The following is a 16522-nucleotide window of genomic DNA, read 5'->3' as shown; positions in this document are numbered from 1 at the left end:
GCCGCGGCGGCCGTCAGGTCGTTGGACTCGGCCGCGGAGAGCAGCCGCTCCTCGGCGGCGGCGCGCACCACCCCGGGGGCGCTCCACCGCATGCCCAGGTCGCCCTCCACGGTGCGGGCCCGCCACAGACTGCCGGCGACCTCCCGGCCCGGCCCGGTGGCCCGCTCATCGGGCGTGAGCACCGAGTACACGTCGGTGGTGGCCCCACCCACGTCGACCACGGCAAGGTCACCGCCGACGGTGTCGGCGAGCACCTCCACACCGGTGAGCACCGCGTCGGGGGTGGCCGCCCGCACCAGCCGCGCGAACCGGGCGCCTCTGGACAGTCGTTTACCGCCGATGACGTGGCGCAGGAACACCGCGCGGATCGCCGCCCGCGCCGACGCCGGGGCGAGCACCCCGATGCGCGGCAGGACGTTCTCCGCGTCGGTGACCGGCACCCCGGCGTCGCGCAGCAGCCCGGTCAGCGGTGCGCGGACGTCGGCGTTGCCCGCGTACACCACGGGTCTGCGCCACCGGGCGCGGGCCAGCCGGGTGGCGTTGTGGGTGATCGTGTCGGCGTCGCCGCCGTCGGTGCCGCCGACGAGCAGCACCACGTCCGGTCGGGCCGCCCGCAACGCGGTCAGGTCGGCCGCACCGAGCCGACCGGCCGCGACGTGCACCACGTGCGCTCCGGCGGACAACCCGACCCGCCGGCCGGCCTGCGCGGTGACCAGCGGCTCGTAGCCGATCACGGCCAGCCGCAACCCACCGCCGGCCGACGAGCACACGTACCACGGCACGTCCTGCACCCGGAGCCCGGCGGTGGCCGCCGCGACCGCGGCGTCCAGGCCGTGCAGCACGTCGGTGCCCACCGTGGTGGGCGCCGCCGCCGCGCCGACGAGCGCACCGGCGGCCAGGTCCACCACCGCCACCTTCGTGTACGTGGAGCCGACGTCGGCGCAGACCGCCAGGGTCACGGCGCGGGGACGACCACGGTGCCGGTCGCGGTGACCGCCACGATCGGCGGGTCGAGGACCTCGGCGGCGGACGCGGAGCGGTCCGGGCGGCCCCGGCACACCACCGCGCAGCTCAACTCCAGGGTGCGGCTGCGGGTGCCCACCCGCGACACCTGCGCGGTCACCTGCACCACGTCCCCGGCGTGAATGGGGGCGTGGAACCGCACGTCGGAGTACCCGGCGAACAGGCCCTCGTCACCGTCGGTGTGGATGCACACCTCGGTGGCGACGTCGCCGAACAACCCGAGCGCGTACGCCCCGTCGACCAGGTTGCCGGCGTAGTGGGCGTGCGAGTACGGCACATACCGCCGGTGCGTCACCGTCAACCCGAGCCGTGCGTCGGTCATGCCATCGCCTTCCGTTGCGTGATCAGGGCGTGCACGAGGTAGCTGGCCACCTCGCCGGGCGTGGTGCCCCGACCGAAGATCCGGTCCACGCCCAACTCGTCGGTCATCGTCTCGTCGAACCGGGGACCACCGACGATCAGCAGCGGCCGTTTGCCCGCCGGCATCGCCTCCCGGAACGCCGCGGACATCTCCCGGGTGTTGTGCAGGTGCGCGTCGCGTTGGGTGACCACCTGCGACACGAGCACCGCGTCGGCCTTCTCCGCCCGGGCGGTCTCCACCAGCTCCGGGACGCTGACCTGCGCGCCCATGTTGGTGACCTTCAACTCCCGGTAGTACTCCAGGCCCTTCTCCCCCGCGATGCCCTTGACGTTGAGGATCGCGTCGATGCCCACGGTGTGCGCGTCGGTGCCGATACACGCCCCGACCACTGACAGCTTGCGCCGCAACCGCTGCTTGATCACCGTGTTGACGTCCTTCGCCGACAGCAGCGCGAAGTCCCGCTCCACCACCTGCACGGCGCCCAGGTCGACCAGGTGGTTCACCCGCCCGTAGACGACGAAGAACGTGAACCCGTCGCCCATCGGCTTGGCGTGCACCACCATCGCCGGGTCGATGCCCATCTTGTTCGCCAACTGCACCGCCGCGCCCTCGGCGCGCTTGTCGTGGGCCACCGGCAGGGTGAACGACACCTGCACCATCCCGTCACCGGTGGTGTCCCCGTACGGACGAACGATCGCCTTACTCACGACCCGCCTCCAGAATGTCGGTGGCCGGGTTGCAGTAGTCGGCCTCGTGCGCGGCGACCCCGTCCAGGCCCTTACCGCGGTCCGCGGGCCGCTTCATGATCCCGAAGGTGCCCTCGGCGATCGCGGTGAGCAGCGTCTGCTCCCCGATGCGGTCCAGCAGATCGAGGGCCTCACCGAGGACCTGGTTGGCGCGGCGGCGGATGAACCCGCCCGGCGCCGGCACGAAGTCCTCGTGCAGCCCACCGGCCGCACCCAGCACGTAGCGCACGTTCTGCAGGGCGATGTCCCGGTCGGACAACCACGGCGTCACCACCGCCTCGGTCATCATCCCCACCAGCAGGATGCCCTGACCGGTCAGCGCCCCGGCCAGGTTGAAGAACCCGTCGAGCAGGTTGCCCCGGAACACGTCACCGGTCATGTGCTTCGTCGGCGGCATCCACTTCAACGGCGCGTCCGGGAACAGCTCCCGGGCCAGCAGGGCGTGCGCCAACTCCAGGCGGAACGACTCCGGCACCTCCGGGTTGATCTCGAACGCGTGCCCCAGCCCCAACTGCCAGTCCGCCAACCCCGCCTCGTGCGCGAAGAACTCGTTGAGCAGCTGCGACACCGTCACCGTGTGCGCCTCGTCGACCGCGTCGGCGGTGGTCAGGTAGTTGTCCTCACCGGTGTTGATGATGATCCCGGCGCGGGCGTGCACCTGCCGGGAGAACCGCTGGTCGACGAACGTGCGCACCGGGTTGATGTCGCGGAACAAAATCCCGTACATCGAGTCGTTCAACATCATGTCCAGGCGTTCCAGCCCGGCCAGCGTCGCCATCTCCGGCATGCACAACCCGGACGCGTAGTTGGTCAACCGCACGTAGCGGCCCACCTCCTTCGACGACTCGTCCAACGCCGCGCGCATCAGCCGGAAGTTCTCCTGGGTGGCGTACGTGCCGGCGAACCCCTCCCGGGTCGCGCCCTCGGGCACGTAGTCCAGCAACGACTGCCCGGTGGAGCGGATCACCGCGATCACGTCCGCGCCCGCCCGCGCGGCCGCCTGCGCCTGCGGAATGTCCTCGTAGATGTCGCCCGTCGCGACGATCAGGTAGATCCACGGCCGCTGCTTCGGGTCACCGTGCCGCTTGACGAGGCGCTCGCGCTCCGCGCGCCGCCGGTCGATCCGCCGGATACCCGCGCCGACCGCCTTGCGGGCCGCCGACCGGGCCGCCGTCGCCGACCGACCGCTGGGCAGCGCGAACCGCACCGACCCGGCGGCGGCCTTCTGCGCCAGCAACGTCACATCCGTGATCCCCTCGCGAGCGAGGGCGTCGAACACCGGCACCGCCACCCCGTGACCCAACCCCACGTCCGCGACGACCGCGTCCACGAGCCGGTTCACCCACGGAATGCCGTCCGGGTCGGCGCCGCTCACCCCGGCCAACCGCAGCACCGCCCGCTCCACCGACACCGTGGTGTGGCTGCGCGCCAGGTCCACCACCGGCTGCCCGGCCCGACGCGCCAACTCCCGCGCCCGCGCCACCAGCACCGGATCAAGATCAAGCTTGCCGGTCACGCCGCCGCCCCCGCCACACCGCTCATCCGCTCGTTCACGACGACCCTTCCTCGTAGATGACCTCACCGCGCAGCACCAGGCGCCGGCACACCGGCAGCGGCGTCGGATCGTCCGGACCCCGCAGCTCCGGGTCCTCGGCCAGCAACACCGGCAGACCCCGCTCCACCCCCGCCGGCGTCGACCACACCGCGAACGTCGCCGGCGCCCCCAACGCCAAGACCCCCTCGACGTCCAGGTGCACCGCCCGCCACCCGCCCCGGGTGTGCGCCGCGAACGCCGAACGCACACCCATCCGCTGCGCCGGGTTGTGGTGCGCCGCCGCCGCCCGCACCGACCCCCACGGGTCCAGCGGCGTCACCGGCGAATCCGACCCGAACGCCAACGCCACCCCCACCGAGTGCATCGCACCCATCGGGTTCGACTCCAACGACCGGTCCAACCCCAACCGCGCCTCGTACATCCGACCCGCGCCACCCCACAACCGGTCGAACGCCGGCTGCATGCTCGCCACCACCCCGTACTCCACGAACCGCGCGATCATCGCCTTGTTCATGATCTCCGCGTGCTCGATGCGGTGCCGGGCCGCCCGCAACCGCTCCACACCCACCGCCCGCGCCGCCGCGGCGAAACCGTCGAGGACCGTGCCGATCGCCGCGTCACCGATCGCGTGGAACCCGCCCTGCATGCCGTGCGCCGCGCAGTCCAGCAGGTGATCACGCACCTGCTCGGTCGACAGGTACCCGTGCCCGCAACCGTCACCGTCGCCGTACGGCTGCGACACGTGCGCCGTACGCGAACCCAACGCCCCGTCGGCGAACAGGTCCCCACCGGCGCCGACCGCGCCCAACTCCCGGGCCCGCGCCGCGCCACCGAGCTCACCCCAGTACCCGTACACCTCCGGCACCCCCGCGCCGGAGATGCCCAGCAGGCCGGTGAAGTCCTCCTCGTCGGAGATCTCCGGGCCGCCGCACTCGTGCACCGCCGCGATCCCCAACGACGCCGCGTGCGCCAGGGCCACCCGCTGCGCCGCGACCCGCTGCGCCCGACTCACCGACCCCTGCGCCGCCGCCCGCACCACATGATGCGCATCGCGGCGCAGCCAACCCGAGGGGTCGTACCCGGCCGCCTGCGCCGCCTGCGGGCACGCCGCCAGCAACGCCGACGACACCAACGCCGAGTGGATCGACGCCTGCGACAGGTACACCCGCCGGCCACCGGCCGCCCGGTCCAGCGCCGCCGCGTCGGGCAACGCCTTGTCCGACCAGCCCGACTCGTCCCACCCGTGCCCCAGCACCACCGCGTCCGCCGGCAACCCCGCCGCGAAGGCCGCCACCGCGTCGAGCAGCTGCCCCGCCGAGCGCACCTCGGACAACTCCAGCCCGGACAACGCCAACCCGGTGTCGGTGGCGTGCACGTGCGCGTCGACGAACGCGGGCGTCACCAGAGCGCCGCCCAGGTCCACCACCCGGTCGGCCGGCGGCGCGTCACCGTCGGTCCCCAACCAGGCAATCCGCCCACCGGACACCAGCAGCGCGGTCGCGCTCGGGTCGGCGGGGCAGTGCAGCACGCCGCCGCGATACAACGTCGAGGGGTTCGTCATGACCTCAGTCTGCCGCGACCCGCGCCGCGAACAGCTGACGCACCCCCGGCTCGGCGCGCAGCAGCCCCAACGCCAACTCCGCGTGCCCCGGCACGTACCCGTTGCCGACCAGCATCGTCACGTCCGCCGCCAACCCCTCCGCGCCCAACGCGGCCGCGGAGAAGCTCGTCGCCATCGAGAAGAAGATCACTGTGCCGCCGTCCGCGGTGGCCAGCACCGCCCCGTGCTCACACCCCGGCACGTCCACGCAGACCACCGTCACGTCCGCCGGCGCACCCAGCGCCGTGGTCACCGCCGTGGACAACCCCACCGGGTCGCGCGCGTCGGCCAACGCCACCACCGACGCCAACCCGGCGGCCGTCAGCGCGTCCCGCTCCGCCGCCACCGGAACCACCCCGACGGTACGCGCGGCACCCGCCCGCCGCGCCGCCGCGAGAGACAGCGACCCGCTCTTACCGGCCCCGCCGATCACCGCGACCCGCACCGGCGTCGGATCACCGGTACGCCGACGCTCCTCGACGTAGCGCGACACCACCCGTGCGGTCAGCGCGGGCGCCCCGCACACGTCCAGCACGGCGAGGGACAACTGCGGGTCCTCGTCCTCGGGCAGCACCGCCGCGATGGACCGCGCGAACAGGATCGCCCACCCGTCACAGGGCACCTGCTCGCTGCGCCCGTCCCAGCGGGCCAACCCGTCGGTGATCACCAGCGGCGTCAACGTCAACGACACCAGGGTGGCGACCCGCTCCCCCGCCTTGAGCCCCAGCGGGGACCGCCGACCGGCCTCCTCGACAGTGCCGATCAGCATCCCACCCGACCCGGTCACCGGGTTCTGCATCTTCCCCCGGGTCGCGATGATCTCCAGCACCTCGGCGCGGACCGCGTCACCGTTGCCGCCGTGCTTCTCCGACAGCTGCCGGAAGCTCGCCGCGTCCAGGTTGAGCCGCTGCACCCGGATCCGCACCTCGTTCGGCGCGATCGCCGCCGACGTGTCCAGCCGCCAAGCCGCCTGCGGCAGCACCCCCGCCGGTTGCACGACGCGGTGCAGTCCCACCGGTGACGTCACGCCGACCTCCCCTGTCCAGCCGCCCGAAGCCCCGATCAAGGCTCGCGTAACGGGAAAACTTACGGCAGACTAGTTTCTGTACCGAATATTTTCCAGTAGCCTTCGGGCTTCGATGATCAGCCGCACCACCGAGGAGGGGCCGTGACCCACACCATCCCGCACCCCAGTCACGCCCCGGTCGCCGCACCGACCGCCGGGCAGCCCTACGAATACCACCGCCGCCCCCTGGTCGAACCCGACTGGACCCGCTTCCCCGGCTGGCGCCACGTCACCCGCGACCAGTGGGAATCCGCCCAGTGGCAGCGCGTCAACTGCGTCAAGAACATCAAGCAACTCCGCGCCGTCTTCGGCGACCTGATCGACGAAACCTTCTACGCCGATCTCGAGGCCGACCAGAAGGCCCTGGCCACCATGTCCATGCTGGTGCCACCCCAAATGATCAACACGATGGTGCCGTTCGCGCCGCTGACCACCGAGGCGCTGCTCGCCGACCCCATCCGCCGCTACATGATCCCGGTCGCCTCCGACCGACGCACCGACTGGCCCTCACACCCCTACGCCAGCCGCGACAGCCTCCACGAGCACGACATGTGGGTCGCCGAAGGCCTCACCCACCGCTACCCCACCAAGGTCCTCGCCGAACTGCTCTCCACCTGCCCCCAGTACTGCGGGCACTGCACCCGCATGGACCTGGTCGGCAACTCCACCCCCGCCGTCGACAAGCTCAAACTCACCCTCAAGCCCGTCGACCGCTACGACGCCCACATCGCCTACCTCAAAGCCCACGCCGGCGTCCGCGACGTGGTCGTCTCCGGCGGCGACGTGGCCAACGTCCCCTGGCGCAACCTCGAGTCGTACCTCATGCGGCTGCTGGAACTGGAGACGGTCCGCGACATCCGACTCGCCACCAAGGCCCTCATGGGCCTGCCCCAGCACTGGCTGCAACCCGACGTCGTCGAAGGCCTCGAACGCGTCGCCCGCACCGCCGCCCGCCGCGGCGTCAACCTCGCCATCCACACCCACGTCAACCACGCCCAGTCGCTCACCCCACTGGTCGCCAAGGCCGCCCAGACCGCCCTCGACGTCGGCGTCCGCGACGTCCGCAACCAGGGCGTGCTCATGCGTGGCGTCAACGCCACCACCCCGGAACTGCTCGACCTCTGCTTCGCACTCCAGGGCGAAGCCGGGATCCTGCCGTACTACTTCTACATGTGCGACATGATCCCCAACGCCGAACACTGGCGGGTCCCGGTCTGGCACGCCCAGCAACTCCAGCACGACATCATGGGCTACCTCCCCGGCTACGCCACCCCACGGATCGTCTGCGACGTCCCCTTCGTCGGCAAGCGCTGGGTGCACATGCTCACCGACTACGACCGTGAGCGCGGCATCTCCTACTGGACCAAGAACTACCGCACCTCCATCGAATCCGCCGACCTGGAGGCGCTCAACAAGCGCTACGCCTACTACGACCCGATCGACACCCTGCCCGCCGACGGCCAGCAGTGGTGGAACGACCACCGCGACGACTGACCCACCGACGGCGGCACCCCCGGGCAATCTCCCCGGGGGTGCCGCCGTTCCCGTCACCGGCAGCCCAGACCCTCGACGTATCCGGGCCGCACCGTCCCGGCCGCGACCTCGTCGGCGTACTCCCAGAACACCTCCGGCCAGTCACCGACCCTGTCCATGTCCCGCAGCACCCGCCACCCGCGGCTACCACGCAGCGCCTCGACGGCCCGCCGCACCCCGGCCTCGTCCCCGCTCGCCCGCGCCCGCTGCCACTCCGCGATCCACCCACAACCCACCCGGGACATCACCCCCACGCCGAACTGGTACGAGTCACTCACCCCGATCTCGTCCAGCGCCGCGACATCGAACCCCGGCGGCAGCGACACGTCGACGAGCACCCTCGCCGCCCGCTCCCGCACCGGCATGACCATCTCCGCCGGAAGCACAGCCAACCACGTCCGCGCGTCCACCCGAACGATGTCCGCGAGAACCCGGTCCACGTCCTTACGCGACCAGTTCCCGGAGGTCTTCATCTCCACGACCACGTTGTCGCGGGGACGCAACAGCACAGTGAAATCACCGCTGAGACTCTGGAACAGATCAGCCGGCCAACCGTCCACCCGCACCGACTTCGCCGGACCGTCAACGAGCTGACCGGAATACCGATCCGCGTACACGTACGCCGGATACCAGTTCATCTCCAACTCCCGCCCACCCCGGCGAAAGCGGACCATGCCCTGCTCCTCGGCGAACCCGTACAGGGCCGCCACCGTCCAACCGGCCCGGTCGATCAACAACCGCGGGTTCCTCTGCGCCGCCTCCATCGCCAACGGCGAAAAGACGACCCCCGCACCCGCGCTGACGATCGGAGAGACCCCACCGCCCTCGGCCTGCCCCCGCACCACCACGGACACCGGCACGACGCTCACCAGCACGGCCGCCGCCGTCACAACGCCCGCGAAACGGCGCACCCACAGCCGCCGCCGCGGCATCCCGACAGCACGCCGGACCAACGACTCGGACATGATCTCCTCCAGGAGTGCCTGCTTCACCCCTGCGAGGTCGCCGACGACACCGAGCCCACCCGGGTCGGCATCCCGAACCAGCCGGTCGACGCGCTCCTCCGTGGTCATCAGTCCTCCTTGCGGGTGGATGCGGTCAGCACGTCGAGTACATGTCCGGGCGGCCCCGGGTCGTCACCGACCAACCCCCGCAACCTCGTCCGCGCCCGCGACAGCCTGGTCCGGACCGCCGCCGGAGACACCCCCAGCACCGCGGCCACCTCGTGCGGCTGCAGCCCCTCCCACACGGTGAGCATCAGCACCTCCCGGTCCACCTCGACCAGACCCGCCAACGCCGCCCGCACGGCAAGACGCTCCGCCACCTCACTCCCCGGATCGGCGACCGACGCGCCAATCTGCTGCCGTAACCGCTCACCGAGGCGCTGCCGGCGAACGCCACCGCGGTGATGATTCGCCAGCACCCGCCGCGCCACCCCGTACAGCCACAGCCGGGCCGCACCGGCAACCGGAATGTCCCGCCGGCGACGCCACGCCACCAGGAAGGTCTCGGCGACCACGTCGGCCGCGTCCTCCGGATGCGCGACCCGCCGCAACGCGTACGCCAACAGCGACTCGAAATCCTCGGCGTAGACCCGCCGGAAGCGGTCCTCGTCCTGCTCTGTCCCGGAGCTCACACCCACTCCATGTCCGGCGCGACCGCTACCGTGACAGGCCACACCGGTCAGGCCCGGCGGCTGAGCCTCAGCCGCCGGCCAGCACCTCGGACAACGGCGCCGGCGCCAGCCCCCGCTTCCGCAACCCGGCAAGAATGTGCGGCAACGCCTCATCGGTCATCGCCGCGTTCGCCTCGGTCACATGCATGATCACCACGGACCCGGGGCGGACGTGGTCCAACACCGCCCGCACCAGCGGCTTCCACGCCGTCGCGAACGGATCGCCGCTGACCACGTCCCCGTCGACCACCGTCACGCCCAGCGGCGCCAACGCGTCCAGCGTCGCCGCGTCATGGCAGAGCCCTGGAAAGCGGAAGTACCGGGTCTGCCGACCCCCGTACGGCTTGATCACCTCGAAGGTCTTCGCCACGTCCCCGGCCAGCTCGTCGACAGGCAGCGAGGGCAGGTCGTAGCAGTCCCTGGTGAACGCCGCGTGCCCGTAGGTGTGGTTGGCCAACTCGAAGCGCGGATTACCGGCGATCCGCCGGGTCACGTCCGGATACCGCTGCACCCACTTACCGGTCAGGAAGAACGTCGCCGGCACCCGCTCCCGCTCCAGCAGGTCGAGGATGCGCAGGTTGGCGTACGACTTCACCCGGCCGGCCCGCAGGTTGGCCAACATCGCGTCGGTCATGTCCGCGTCGAAGGTCAACGCGACCTTGTCACCGGTCCGCGGCCCGTGGTCCACCACCGGCGCCCGGGTCCCGGTCGGCGTCGCGCCCGGCACCGAAGAGACCGCCGGCGGCGACGGGACACCGGCCGACGGCACGGCCGGGTCGACACCTGGGGACGGCGCCCCGGAAGAGGCACCGACCGACGGCGCGACGGACGGCGTGGAGGGGCTCGACGAGGCGGACGAGCCGACGAAGACCGGCTGGTCCGGCGGCGGCACCCGAGACGCCGTACACGCGGCACCGCCGACAACGGCCACCACCGCGAGTACGCCACACCACAACGGACGAAGCCGAGCGCGAATCACGCGGCCGATCATCCCAAACGCGAACCACCCTCATCGCCCCGCCCGCCCCCAGCCCCGATCTTGCACTTCCGGACGTCGGATTGAGCGGGATGCCCCATGTTCCGCAACAGAAAGTGCAAGATCGGCGCTGGTGGGGCGCGGGGGGCGCGCGGGTCAGGCGGATCCCCCGCGCGGGGCGTACATGATGACGGCCACGCCGAGCAGGCAGAGCGCAGCGCCGGTCAGGTCCCACCGGTCCGGGCGGAAGCCGTCCACCACCATCGCCCAGCCCAACGACCCGGCCACGAACACCCCGCCGTACGCGGCCAGGATCCGGCCGAAGTTCGGGTCCGGCTGGAACGTCGCGACGAAGCCGTAGCAGCCCAGCGCGACCACCCCGGCCGCGATCCACCACAGCCCGCGTTGCTCCCGCCAGCCCTGCCACACCAGCCAGGCGCCGCCGATCTCGGCCAACGCGGCCAGCACAAACAACACCAGGGAACGCAGCACAGTCACCGGCCGACACTAACCGCAGCACACGGCGGGTCCCCGGGCGGTCGTGCCGCCCGGGGACCCGCACACCGCCCAGGTCACTTCGTGAACGAATCCTTCACGTTGCGACCGGCCTCCTTCATGTTCTGACCGGCCTGCTTGGCGCGCGCGTCGCTCTGCTGGCTGGCCCCCTCGCCACGCATCCGCTCGTTGTCGGTCATGTCGCCGACGCGCTCCCGCGCGGCGCCGGCCATCTGCTCAACCTTGTTCTTTGCCTTCTCGGTGAAGCTCATCGCGCCTCCTCGGTCTGGCGGTTGTCCTGGCTCGTGTGCCCGGTCTCCGGGTGCTGAAACCGGTGGTGCCGGGCGGCACACCCGGTAAGGCGTCCTAGGAAGATAGGTTGTGAGAGGGTCGCCTGTCGGCCCGGTTCCCGATGGTTAACTGACCGCATGGGAGAGCTCCTGCTGATCCGGCACGGCGAGACCACCTGGAGCGCCAGCCAGCGGCACACCTCGTACACCGACCTGGAGCTGACCCCCGACGGCGAGCGACAGGCCCGCACCCTGGCCGCGTTCCTGGCCGGCCGGCGCTTCGTCACCGTGCTGGCCAGCCCCCGCTCCCGGGCGCTGCGCACCGCGCAGCTGGCCGGCCTCACCGTCGACGCCGTCGACGAGGACCTCAGCGAGTGGAACTACGGCAAGTACGAGGGCCGCACCACCGTCGACATCCACGACGACGATCCGCACTGGAACATCTGGGCCGACGGCTGCCCCGGCGGGGAGTCCCCCGCGCAGGTGGGTGAACGGCTCGACCGGGTGCTGGCCCGGGTCACCCCGCTGCTCGACCGTGGCACCGTCGCTCTGGTCGGGCACGCGCACAGCCTGCGGGTGCTCGGCGCCCGCTGGATCGGTCTGCCCCCGTCCGCCGGTGGGCGGCTACGCCTGGACACCGCCACGGTCAGCGCGCTCGGTCACGAACACGGCCGGCAGGTCATCCTGCGGTGGAACCAGCCGGCTCCTCCGGCACCCGGGACCGCGACCGACTCGGTGCCGCCGCGCTGATCTTCGGCGGCCGGTTCTCGTACGGGGTGGACAACACCACAGTCGTCCGGGTGGTGACGTTCGCCGAGGTACGGATCTCCTGGAGCACCCGCTCCAGGTCGGTGGGGCTGGCCACCCGCACCAGCAGCAGGTAGAAGTCCTCCCCCGCCACCGAGTAGCAGGAGTCGATCTCCGGCAGGTGGGCCAGTCGCTCCGGCGCGTCGTCCGGCTGCGACGGATCGAACGGCCGGATCGCCACGAACGCGGTCAGCGGCAGGTCCAGCGCCTCGAACGACACCCGGGCGGCGTACCCCTTGATCACCCCGCGCTGCTCCAGCCGGCGGACCCGCTGGTGCACGGCGGACACCGACAGCCCCACCCGCTCGGCCAGGTCGGTGTACGACAGTCGGCCGTCGGCGGTCAGCGCGGCGACGATAGCGCGGTCGATCTCCTCCACGGCGTGCAACCTACCGGGAAAACCGCCGCGCGGCGACGAGGTACCCGAGTGGCGGGCCGCGACGGGCCGTGACGCACCCACCGCAGCCGCACCGCCACGTACGGTCGTCAGTCCTTCGCGAGGGCCCGGGAGATGACCATCCGCTGGATCTGGTTGGTGCCCTCCACGATCTGCAACACCTTCGCCTCGCGCATGTACCGCTCCACCGGGTGGTCGGCCACGTAACCCGCGCCGCCGAGCACCTGCACCGCGTCGGTGGTCACCCGCATCGCCATGTCGGTGGCGAAGAGCTTCGCCTTGGCCGCCTCGATCGCGTACGGGCGGCCGGCGTCGCGCAGCCGGGCCGCCGCCAGGGTCAGCGCGCGGGCGGCGGCGATCTGGGTGGCCGCGTCGGCGAGGAGGAACCCCAGCCCCTGGAAGTCGATGATGGAGCGCCCGAACTGCTGCCGTTCCCGGGCGTAGGAGACCGCGTAGTCCAGGGCCGCCTGGGCCAGCCCGACCGCGCAGGCCGCGATGCCCAGCCGGCCGGAGTCCAACGCGGACATCGCGATCGTGAAGCCCACCCCCTCGCCGCCGATCAGCCGGTCCGCCGGCACCCGCGCCTCGTCGAAGGCGATCTGCGCCACCGGGGAGGCGCGCAGCCCCATCGTCCGCTCGGCCGCCTGCGGGGTGATGCCGGCCGTGCCCGCGTCGACGAGCAGGCAGGAGATCCCCTTCGGCCCGGGCCCACCGGTGCGGCAGAAGACGTTGTAGAAGTCGGCCGTCCGGGCGTGGGTGATCCACGCCTTGGTGCCGGAGAGCAGGTACGCGTCACCGTCACGATCCGCCCGGGTGGTCAGCGCCGCCGCGTCCGAGCCACCCTGCGGCTCGGAGAGGCAGTACGCGCCCAGCAGCTCGCCACCGAGCATGTCCGGCAGCACCTTGCGCTGCTCGTCGGTGCCGAACGCGGCCACCGGGTAGCAGGACAGGGTGTGCACGCTGACCGCCTCGGCGACCGCGAGCCAGCGGCTGGCCAGGATCTCCAGCACCTGCAGATACACCTCGTACGGCTGCGCCGCGCCGCCGTACTCCTCGGGGTAGGGCAGGCCGAGCAGCCCGGCCCGGCCCAGCGTCCGCAGCACCTCGCGGGGGAACTCGGCGCGTTCCTCGAAGGCCGCCGCCTTCGGCGCGAGCTCGCGGTCGGCGAGCTCGGTGGCGAGACCCAGCAGGTCGTGGGCCTCGTCGGTGGGGAGGATCCGGTCGACAGTCATAGTGCGATGAGCTCCGTGGGGGTGGTGTTGAGCCGTTGCACGCCGTCCGTTGTGCAGACGACGATGTCCTCGATGCGGGCGCCGTGCCGGCCCGCCAGGTAGATGCCCGGTTCGATGGAGAAGGCCATCCCGGCCTCCAGGGGCCGGTCGTTGCCGGCCACCAGGTACGGCTCCTCGTGACCGTCGAGACCGATGCCGTGGCCGGTGCGGTGCAGGAACGCCGGGCCGTAGCCGGCGGCGGCGATCGGCGCCCGGGCCGCGGCGTCGGCCGCCGCGCCGGTGATGCCGGGCCGCACCGCCTCGACGGCGGCGCGCTGGGCGTCGCGCAGCACCTCGTAGTAGTCCAGGAAGTCGGCCGGCGCCGGACCACCCACCAGATAGGTGCGGGTGCAGTCGGACCGGTAGCCCGACGGCATCGTGCCGCCGATGTCGACCACCACCGGCTCGCCGGCGCCGATCGGCCGGTCCGAGGTGCCGTGGTGCGGGCTGGCGCCGTTCGGCCCGGCCGCCACGATGACGAAGTCCACGCTGACGTGCCCGGCGGCGCGGATCGCCGCGGCGATGTCGGTGGCCACCTCGGTCTCGGTGCGACCGGGGCGCAGCCACTCGCCCATCCGCAGGTGCACCTCGTCGATCGCCGCGCCGGCCTCGGCGAGGGCCGCGACCTCCGCCGGGGACTTGCGGATCCGCAGCTCGCGCAGCACCTCTCCGGCGAGCCGTTGCGCGGCGTCGGGCAGCGCCGCGCGCAGGCCGAGGACCTGCTCGGCCCACATCCGGTCGGCGAGCCCGACCGCCGCGACCGGGCCGCCGAGGGCGGCCACGACCAGGGGGTACGGGTCGGTGCCGTCGGCGTGGTCGACGATGCGCACCCCGGTGTTCGGGGCCGCCTCCGCCGCGGGGCGTTCCAACCTCGGCACGATCAGTGTCGGCTCGCCCTCGGCGGGCAGCACCAGGCAGGTCAGCCGCTCCCCCGCGTGGGCGTCGTACCCGGTCAGGTACCGCAGGTCGGAGCCGGGTGTGAGCAGCAGGGCGTCCAGGCCGGCGGCGGCCGTCGCGCGCTGCGCGGCGAGCAGCCGATCCGGCGGATACAACTCGTCGATTCCCACCCCGTCAGCTTAACGGTCGTTTGGGCAAACCCCCTATTGACACCGACTGACCGGAAATCCATAGATGTTGATTGACTCGGATAGTTAACACTCTTTAAGATTTGGCTGCCTCGAGGCCCACCCGTTCCTGCGTCCCGCACCCCCCGCCCCGCGACAACCCTGCGTGGGCGGGTGTCGTCCCCCGCCCACGGGAAGGCCCCCGATGTCCTCACCACTGCGCCGCGCCCTCGCCGCCGGACTGCTCGCGCTGGCCACCGCCGGCGCCACCCTCACCGTCACCTCCACCGCCGCGCAGGCCGTGGTGCTGCCGAACAACTTCAAGAGCGTCGGCTACCTGCCCTCCTGGGCCGGCAACGTCAACACCATCCAGTACAACAAGCTCACCCACATCAACTACGCGTTCGTGCTGCCCAACAACGACGGCAGCCTGCGCGCCGTGGAGAACCCGAGCAAACTCTCCTCGCTGGTCTCCCAGGCACACGCCAACAACGTCAAGGTGTCGATCGCCGTCGGCGGCTGGAACGACGGCAACGACTCGGCCTTCGAGGCCCTCGCGGCCAACTCCGGCAGCCGGACCACCTTCGTCAACAACCTGGTCAACTTCGTCAACCAGTACAACCTCGACGGCGTCGACATGGACTGGGAATACCCCGACCCGGGCGCCTCGGCGAACAACTACACGGCGCTCATGACGCAGCTCGGCAGCGCCATGCACAGTCGCGGCAAGCTGCTCACCGCCGCCGTGGTCTCCGAGGGCTACTCCGTCGACGGCGTGCAGCCGGCCGTGTTCAACCAGGTCGACTGGCTCAACATCATGGCGTACGACGGCGGCAGCCCGCACTCGAACTACGACTGGTCGATCAACAGCGTCAACCTGTGGAAGTCCCGCGGTCTGCCGGCCAGCAAGGCCGTCCTCGGCATCCCGTTCTACAGCCGCCCCGGCTACTACACCTACTCGGCGCTGGTCGCGCTGGACCCGGCCAACGCCAACCGGGACTGCACCACCGCCGGCGGGGCCCAGCAGTGCTACAACGGCGTCCCGACGGTCAAGCGCAAGACGCAGTGGGCCCTCGCCAACGCCGGCGGCGTGATGAACTGGGAGCTGTCCCAGGACACCACCGGCTCGACCTCACTGGTCAGCGCCATGTACGACACGATCATGGGCGGCACCACCCCGCCGCCGACCGGTCGTACCGGCCGGATCACCGGGATCGGCGGCAAGTGCGTCGACGTGGCCTCGGCCAGCACCGCCAACGGCACCGCCATCCAGCTCTGGACCTGCAACGGCACCAACGCGCAGACCTGGACCGTGGCCAGCGACAGCACGCTGCGCGCCCTCGGCAAGTGCGCCGACATCACCAGCGGCTCCACCGCCAACGGCGCGAAGGTCCAGCTCTGGGACTGCAACGGCAGCGGCGCGCAGGTCTGGCAGGCGCAGTCCAACGGCACGCTGCGCAACCCGCAGTCGAACAAGTGCCTGGACGCCAGCGACAACAGCTCCGCCGACGGCACCCGGTTGCAGATCTGGGACTGCTTCGCCGGCGCCAACCAGCGCTGGACGCTCCCGGCCTGACGCCGCGCCCAGCGGGTCCCCGGACGCAGGCCCCAGGGTCCCCGCCAGCCCGCTGATCAGGCCCCCGGCCGACGCGAAGGCGTCAGC

At 71.8% G+C, this 16522-nt stretch carries 17 protein-coding genes; 3 read left to right on the top strand and 14 right to left on the bottom strand.

The features are described 5' to 3' along the window. The 6 genes from ABZU52_RS27700 to ABZU52_RS27675 all read right to left on the bottom strand — a co-directional run. A partial coding sequence (locus ABZU52_RS27700; protein ID WP_354973899.1) for a glutamate mutase L occupies positions 1–959 on the bottom strand: 959 nt, incomplete at its 3' end. Then, entirely contained in the window at positions 956–1345 is a 390-nt protein-coding gene (locus ABZU52_RS27695) for a hotdog domain-containing protein (protein ID WP_354973898.1), read from the bottom strand. The genes ABZU52_RS27700 and ABZU52_RS27695, both read right to left, overlap by 4 nt. Further along, the gene (locus ABZU52_RS27690; RefSeq protein WP_354973897.1) at positions 1342–2091 is read right to left on the bottom strand and encodes an OAM dimerization domain-containing protein; all 750 of its coding nucleotides are present in this window, start codon (positions 2089–2091) and stop codon (positions 1342–1344) included. The genes ABZU52_RS27695 and ABZU52_RS27690 overlap by 4 nt, the downstream gene beginning before the upstream one ends. Beyond that, on the bottom strand, positions 2084–3646 hold the full coding sequence (locus tag ABZU52_RS27685) for a lysine 5,6-aminomutase subunit alpha (protein ID WP_354973896.1): 1563 nt from the start codon (positions 3644–3646) through the stop codon (positions 2084–2086). The genes ABZU52_RS27690 and ABZU52_RS27685 overlap by 8 nt, the downstream gene beginning before the upstream one ends. Before the next feature lie 34 nt (positions 3647–3680). Further along, positions 3681–5246 carry an amidohydrolase family protein gene (locus tag ABZU52_RS27680; protein WP_354973895.1) on the bottom strand — a complete coding sequence of 522 codons (1566 nt, stop codon included), beginning with the start codon at positions 5244–5246 and terminating at the stop codon, positions 3681–3683. Between the two features lie 4 nt (positions 5247–5250). Then, on the bottom strand, positions 5251–6300 hold the full coding sequence (locus ABZU52_RS27675; protein ID WP_354973900.1) for a zinc-binding alcohol dehydrogenase: 1050 nt from the start codon (positions 6298–6300) through the stop codon (positions 5251–5253). A 153-nt stretch (positions 6301–6453) separates the two neighbouring features. Here ABZU52_RS27675 and ABZU52_RS27670 point away from each other — a divergent pair, with 153 nt between their 5' ends. After that, on the top strand, positions 6454–7845 hold the full coding sequence (locus ABZU52_RS27670) for a lysine 2,3-aminomutase (RefSeq protein ID WP_354973894.1): 1392 nt from the start codon (positions 6454–6456) through the stop codon (positions 7843–7845). A gap of 53 nt (positions 7846–7898) precedes the next feature. Here ABZU52_RS27670 and ABZU52_RS27665 read toward each other — a convergent pair whose 3' ends face one another. The 5 genes from ABZU52_RS27665 to ABZU52_RS27645 all read right to left on the bottom strand — a co-directional run bounded on the left by ABZU52_RS27665 (position 7899) and on the right by ABZU52_RS27645 (position 11302). Beyond that, a complete protein-coding gene (locus tag ABZU52_RS27665) occupies positions 7899–8957 on the bottom strand; it encodes a hypothetical protein (RefSeq protein ID WP_354973893.1) in 1059 nt (352 codons plus the stop codon). Continuing rightward, positions 8957–9520 carry an RNA polymerase sigma factor gene (locus ABZU52_RS27660; protein WP_354973892.1) on the bottom strand — a complete coding sequence of 188 codons (564 nt, stop codon included), beginning with the start codon at positions 9518–9520 and terminating at the stop codon, positions 8957–8959. The genes ABZU52_RS27665 and ABZU52_RS27660 overlap by 1 nt, the downstream gene beginning before the upstream one ends. A 67-nt stretch (positions 9521–9587) precedes the next feature. Then, positions 9588–10451, bottom strand: a complete 864-nt coding sequence (locus ABZU52_RS27655) for a polysaccharide deacetylase family protein (RefSeq protein ID WP_354973891.1) — start codon at positions 10449–10451, stop codon at positions 9588–9590. Positions 10452–10691: 240 nt separating this feature from the next. After that, entirely contained in the window at positions 10692–11033 is a 342-nt protein-coding gene (locus tag ABZU52_RS27650) for a YnfA family protein (protein WP_354973890.1), read from the bottom strand. Positions 11034–11107: 74 nt separating this feature from the next. Then, a complete protein-coding gene (locus ABZU52_RS27645; protein ID WP_354973889.1) occupies positions 11108–11302 on the bottom strand; it encodes a CsbD family protein in 195 nt (64 codons plus the stop codon). 156 nt (positions 11303–11458) lie between these two features. Between ABZU52_RS27645 and ABZU52_RS27640 the strand changes: the two genes are divergently transcribed. Further along, entirely contained in the window at positions 11459–12070 is a 612-nt protein-coding gene (locus ABZU52_RS27640) for a histidine phosphatase family protein (protein ID WP_354973888.1), read from the top strand. Here the strand turns inward: ABZU52_RS27640 and ABZU52_RS27635 are convergent. From ABZU52_RS27635 to ABZU52_RS27625, 3 genes are all read right to left on the bottom strand, one after another. After that, positions 12000–12506 carry an Lrp/AsnC family transcriptional regulator gene (locus tag ABZU52_RS27635; RefSeq protein ID WP_354973887.1) on the bottom strand — a complete coding sequence of 169 codons (507 nt, stop codon included), beginning with the start codon at positions 12504–12506 and terminating at the stop codon, positions 12000–12002. The genes ABZU52_RS27640 and ABZU52_RS27635 overlap by 71 nt on opposite strands. Positions 12507–12613: 107 nt before the next feature. Beyond that, positions 12614–13756 (bottom strand): acyl-CoA dehydrogenase family protein, encoded by a 1143-nt coding sequence (locus ABZU52_RS27630; RefSeq protein ID WP_354973886.1) that lies wholly within the window; start codon positions 13754–13756, stop codon positions 12614–12616. Continuing rightward, positions 13753–14862 carry a Xaa-Pro peptidase family protein gene (locus ABZU52_RS27625; protein WP_354973885.1) on the bottom strand — a complete coding sequence of 370 codons (1110 nt, stop codon included), beginning with the start codon at positions 14860–14862 and terminating at the stop codon, positions 13753–13755. Before ABZU52_RS27625 ends, ABZU52_RS27630 begins: the two co-directional genes overlap by 4 nt. 202 nt (positions 14863–15064) lie before the next feature. Between ABZU52_RS27625 and ABZU52_RS27620 the strand changes: the two genes are divergently transcribed. After that, complete coding sequence (locus ABZU52_RS27620; protein ID WP_354973884.1) at positions 15065–16435, top strand: glycosyl hydrolase family 18 protein; 1371 nt, start codon at positions 15065–15067, stop codon at positions 16433–16435. Positions 16436–16522: the final 87 nt, after the last annotated feature.

The organism is Micromonospora sp. NPDC005220, assembly GCF_040607895.1.
Lineage (GTDB): Bacteria > Actinomycetota > Actinomycetes > Mycobacteriales > Micromonosporaceae > Micromonospora.
The sequence above is the reverse complement of the archived record's forward strand: the minus strand, read 5'-3'. Positions and strand labels throughout refer to the sequence as shown.

Excerpts from the sequence above, each read along its gene's own strand:
- ABZU52_RS27695 (WP_354973898.1), bottom strand. The coding sequence starts at position 1,345 with ATGACCGACGCACGGCTCGGGTTGACGGTGACGCACCGGCGGTATGTG.
- ABZU52_RS27680 (WP_354973895.1), bottom strand. The coding sequence starts at position 5,246 with ATGACGAACCCCTCGACGTTGTATCGCGGCGGCGTGCTGCACTGCCCC.
- ABZU52_RS27665 (WP_354973893.1), bottom strand. The coding sequence starts at position 8,957 with ATGACCACGGAGGAGCGCGTCGACCGGCTGGTTCGGGATGCCGACCCG.
- ABZU52_RS27645 (WP_354973889.1), bottom strand. The coding sequence starts at position 11,302 with ATGAGCTTCACCGAGAAGGCAAAGAACAAGGTTGAGCAGATGGCCGGC.
- ABZU52_RS27640 (WP_354973888.1), top strand. The coding sequence starts at position 11,459 with ATGGGAGAGCTCCTGCTGATCCGGCACGGCGAGACCACCTGGAGCGCC.
- ABZU52_RS27630 (WP_354973886.1), bottom strand. The coding sequence starts at position 13,756 with ATGACTGTCGACCGGATCCTCCCCACCGACGAGGCCCACGACCTGCTG.
- ABZU52_RS27620 (WP_354973884.1), top strand. The coding sequence starts at position 15,065 with ATGTCCTCACCACTGCGCCGCGCCCTCGCCGCCGGACTGCTCGCGCTG.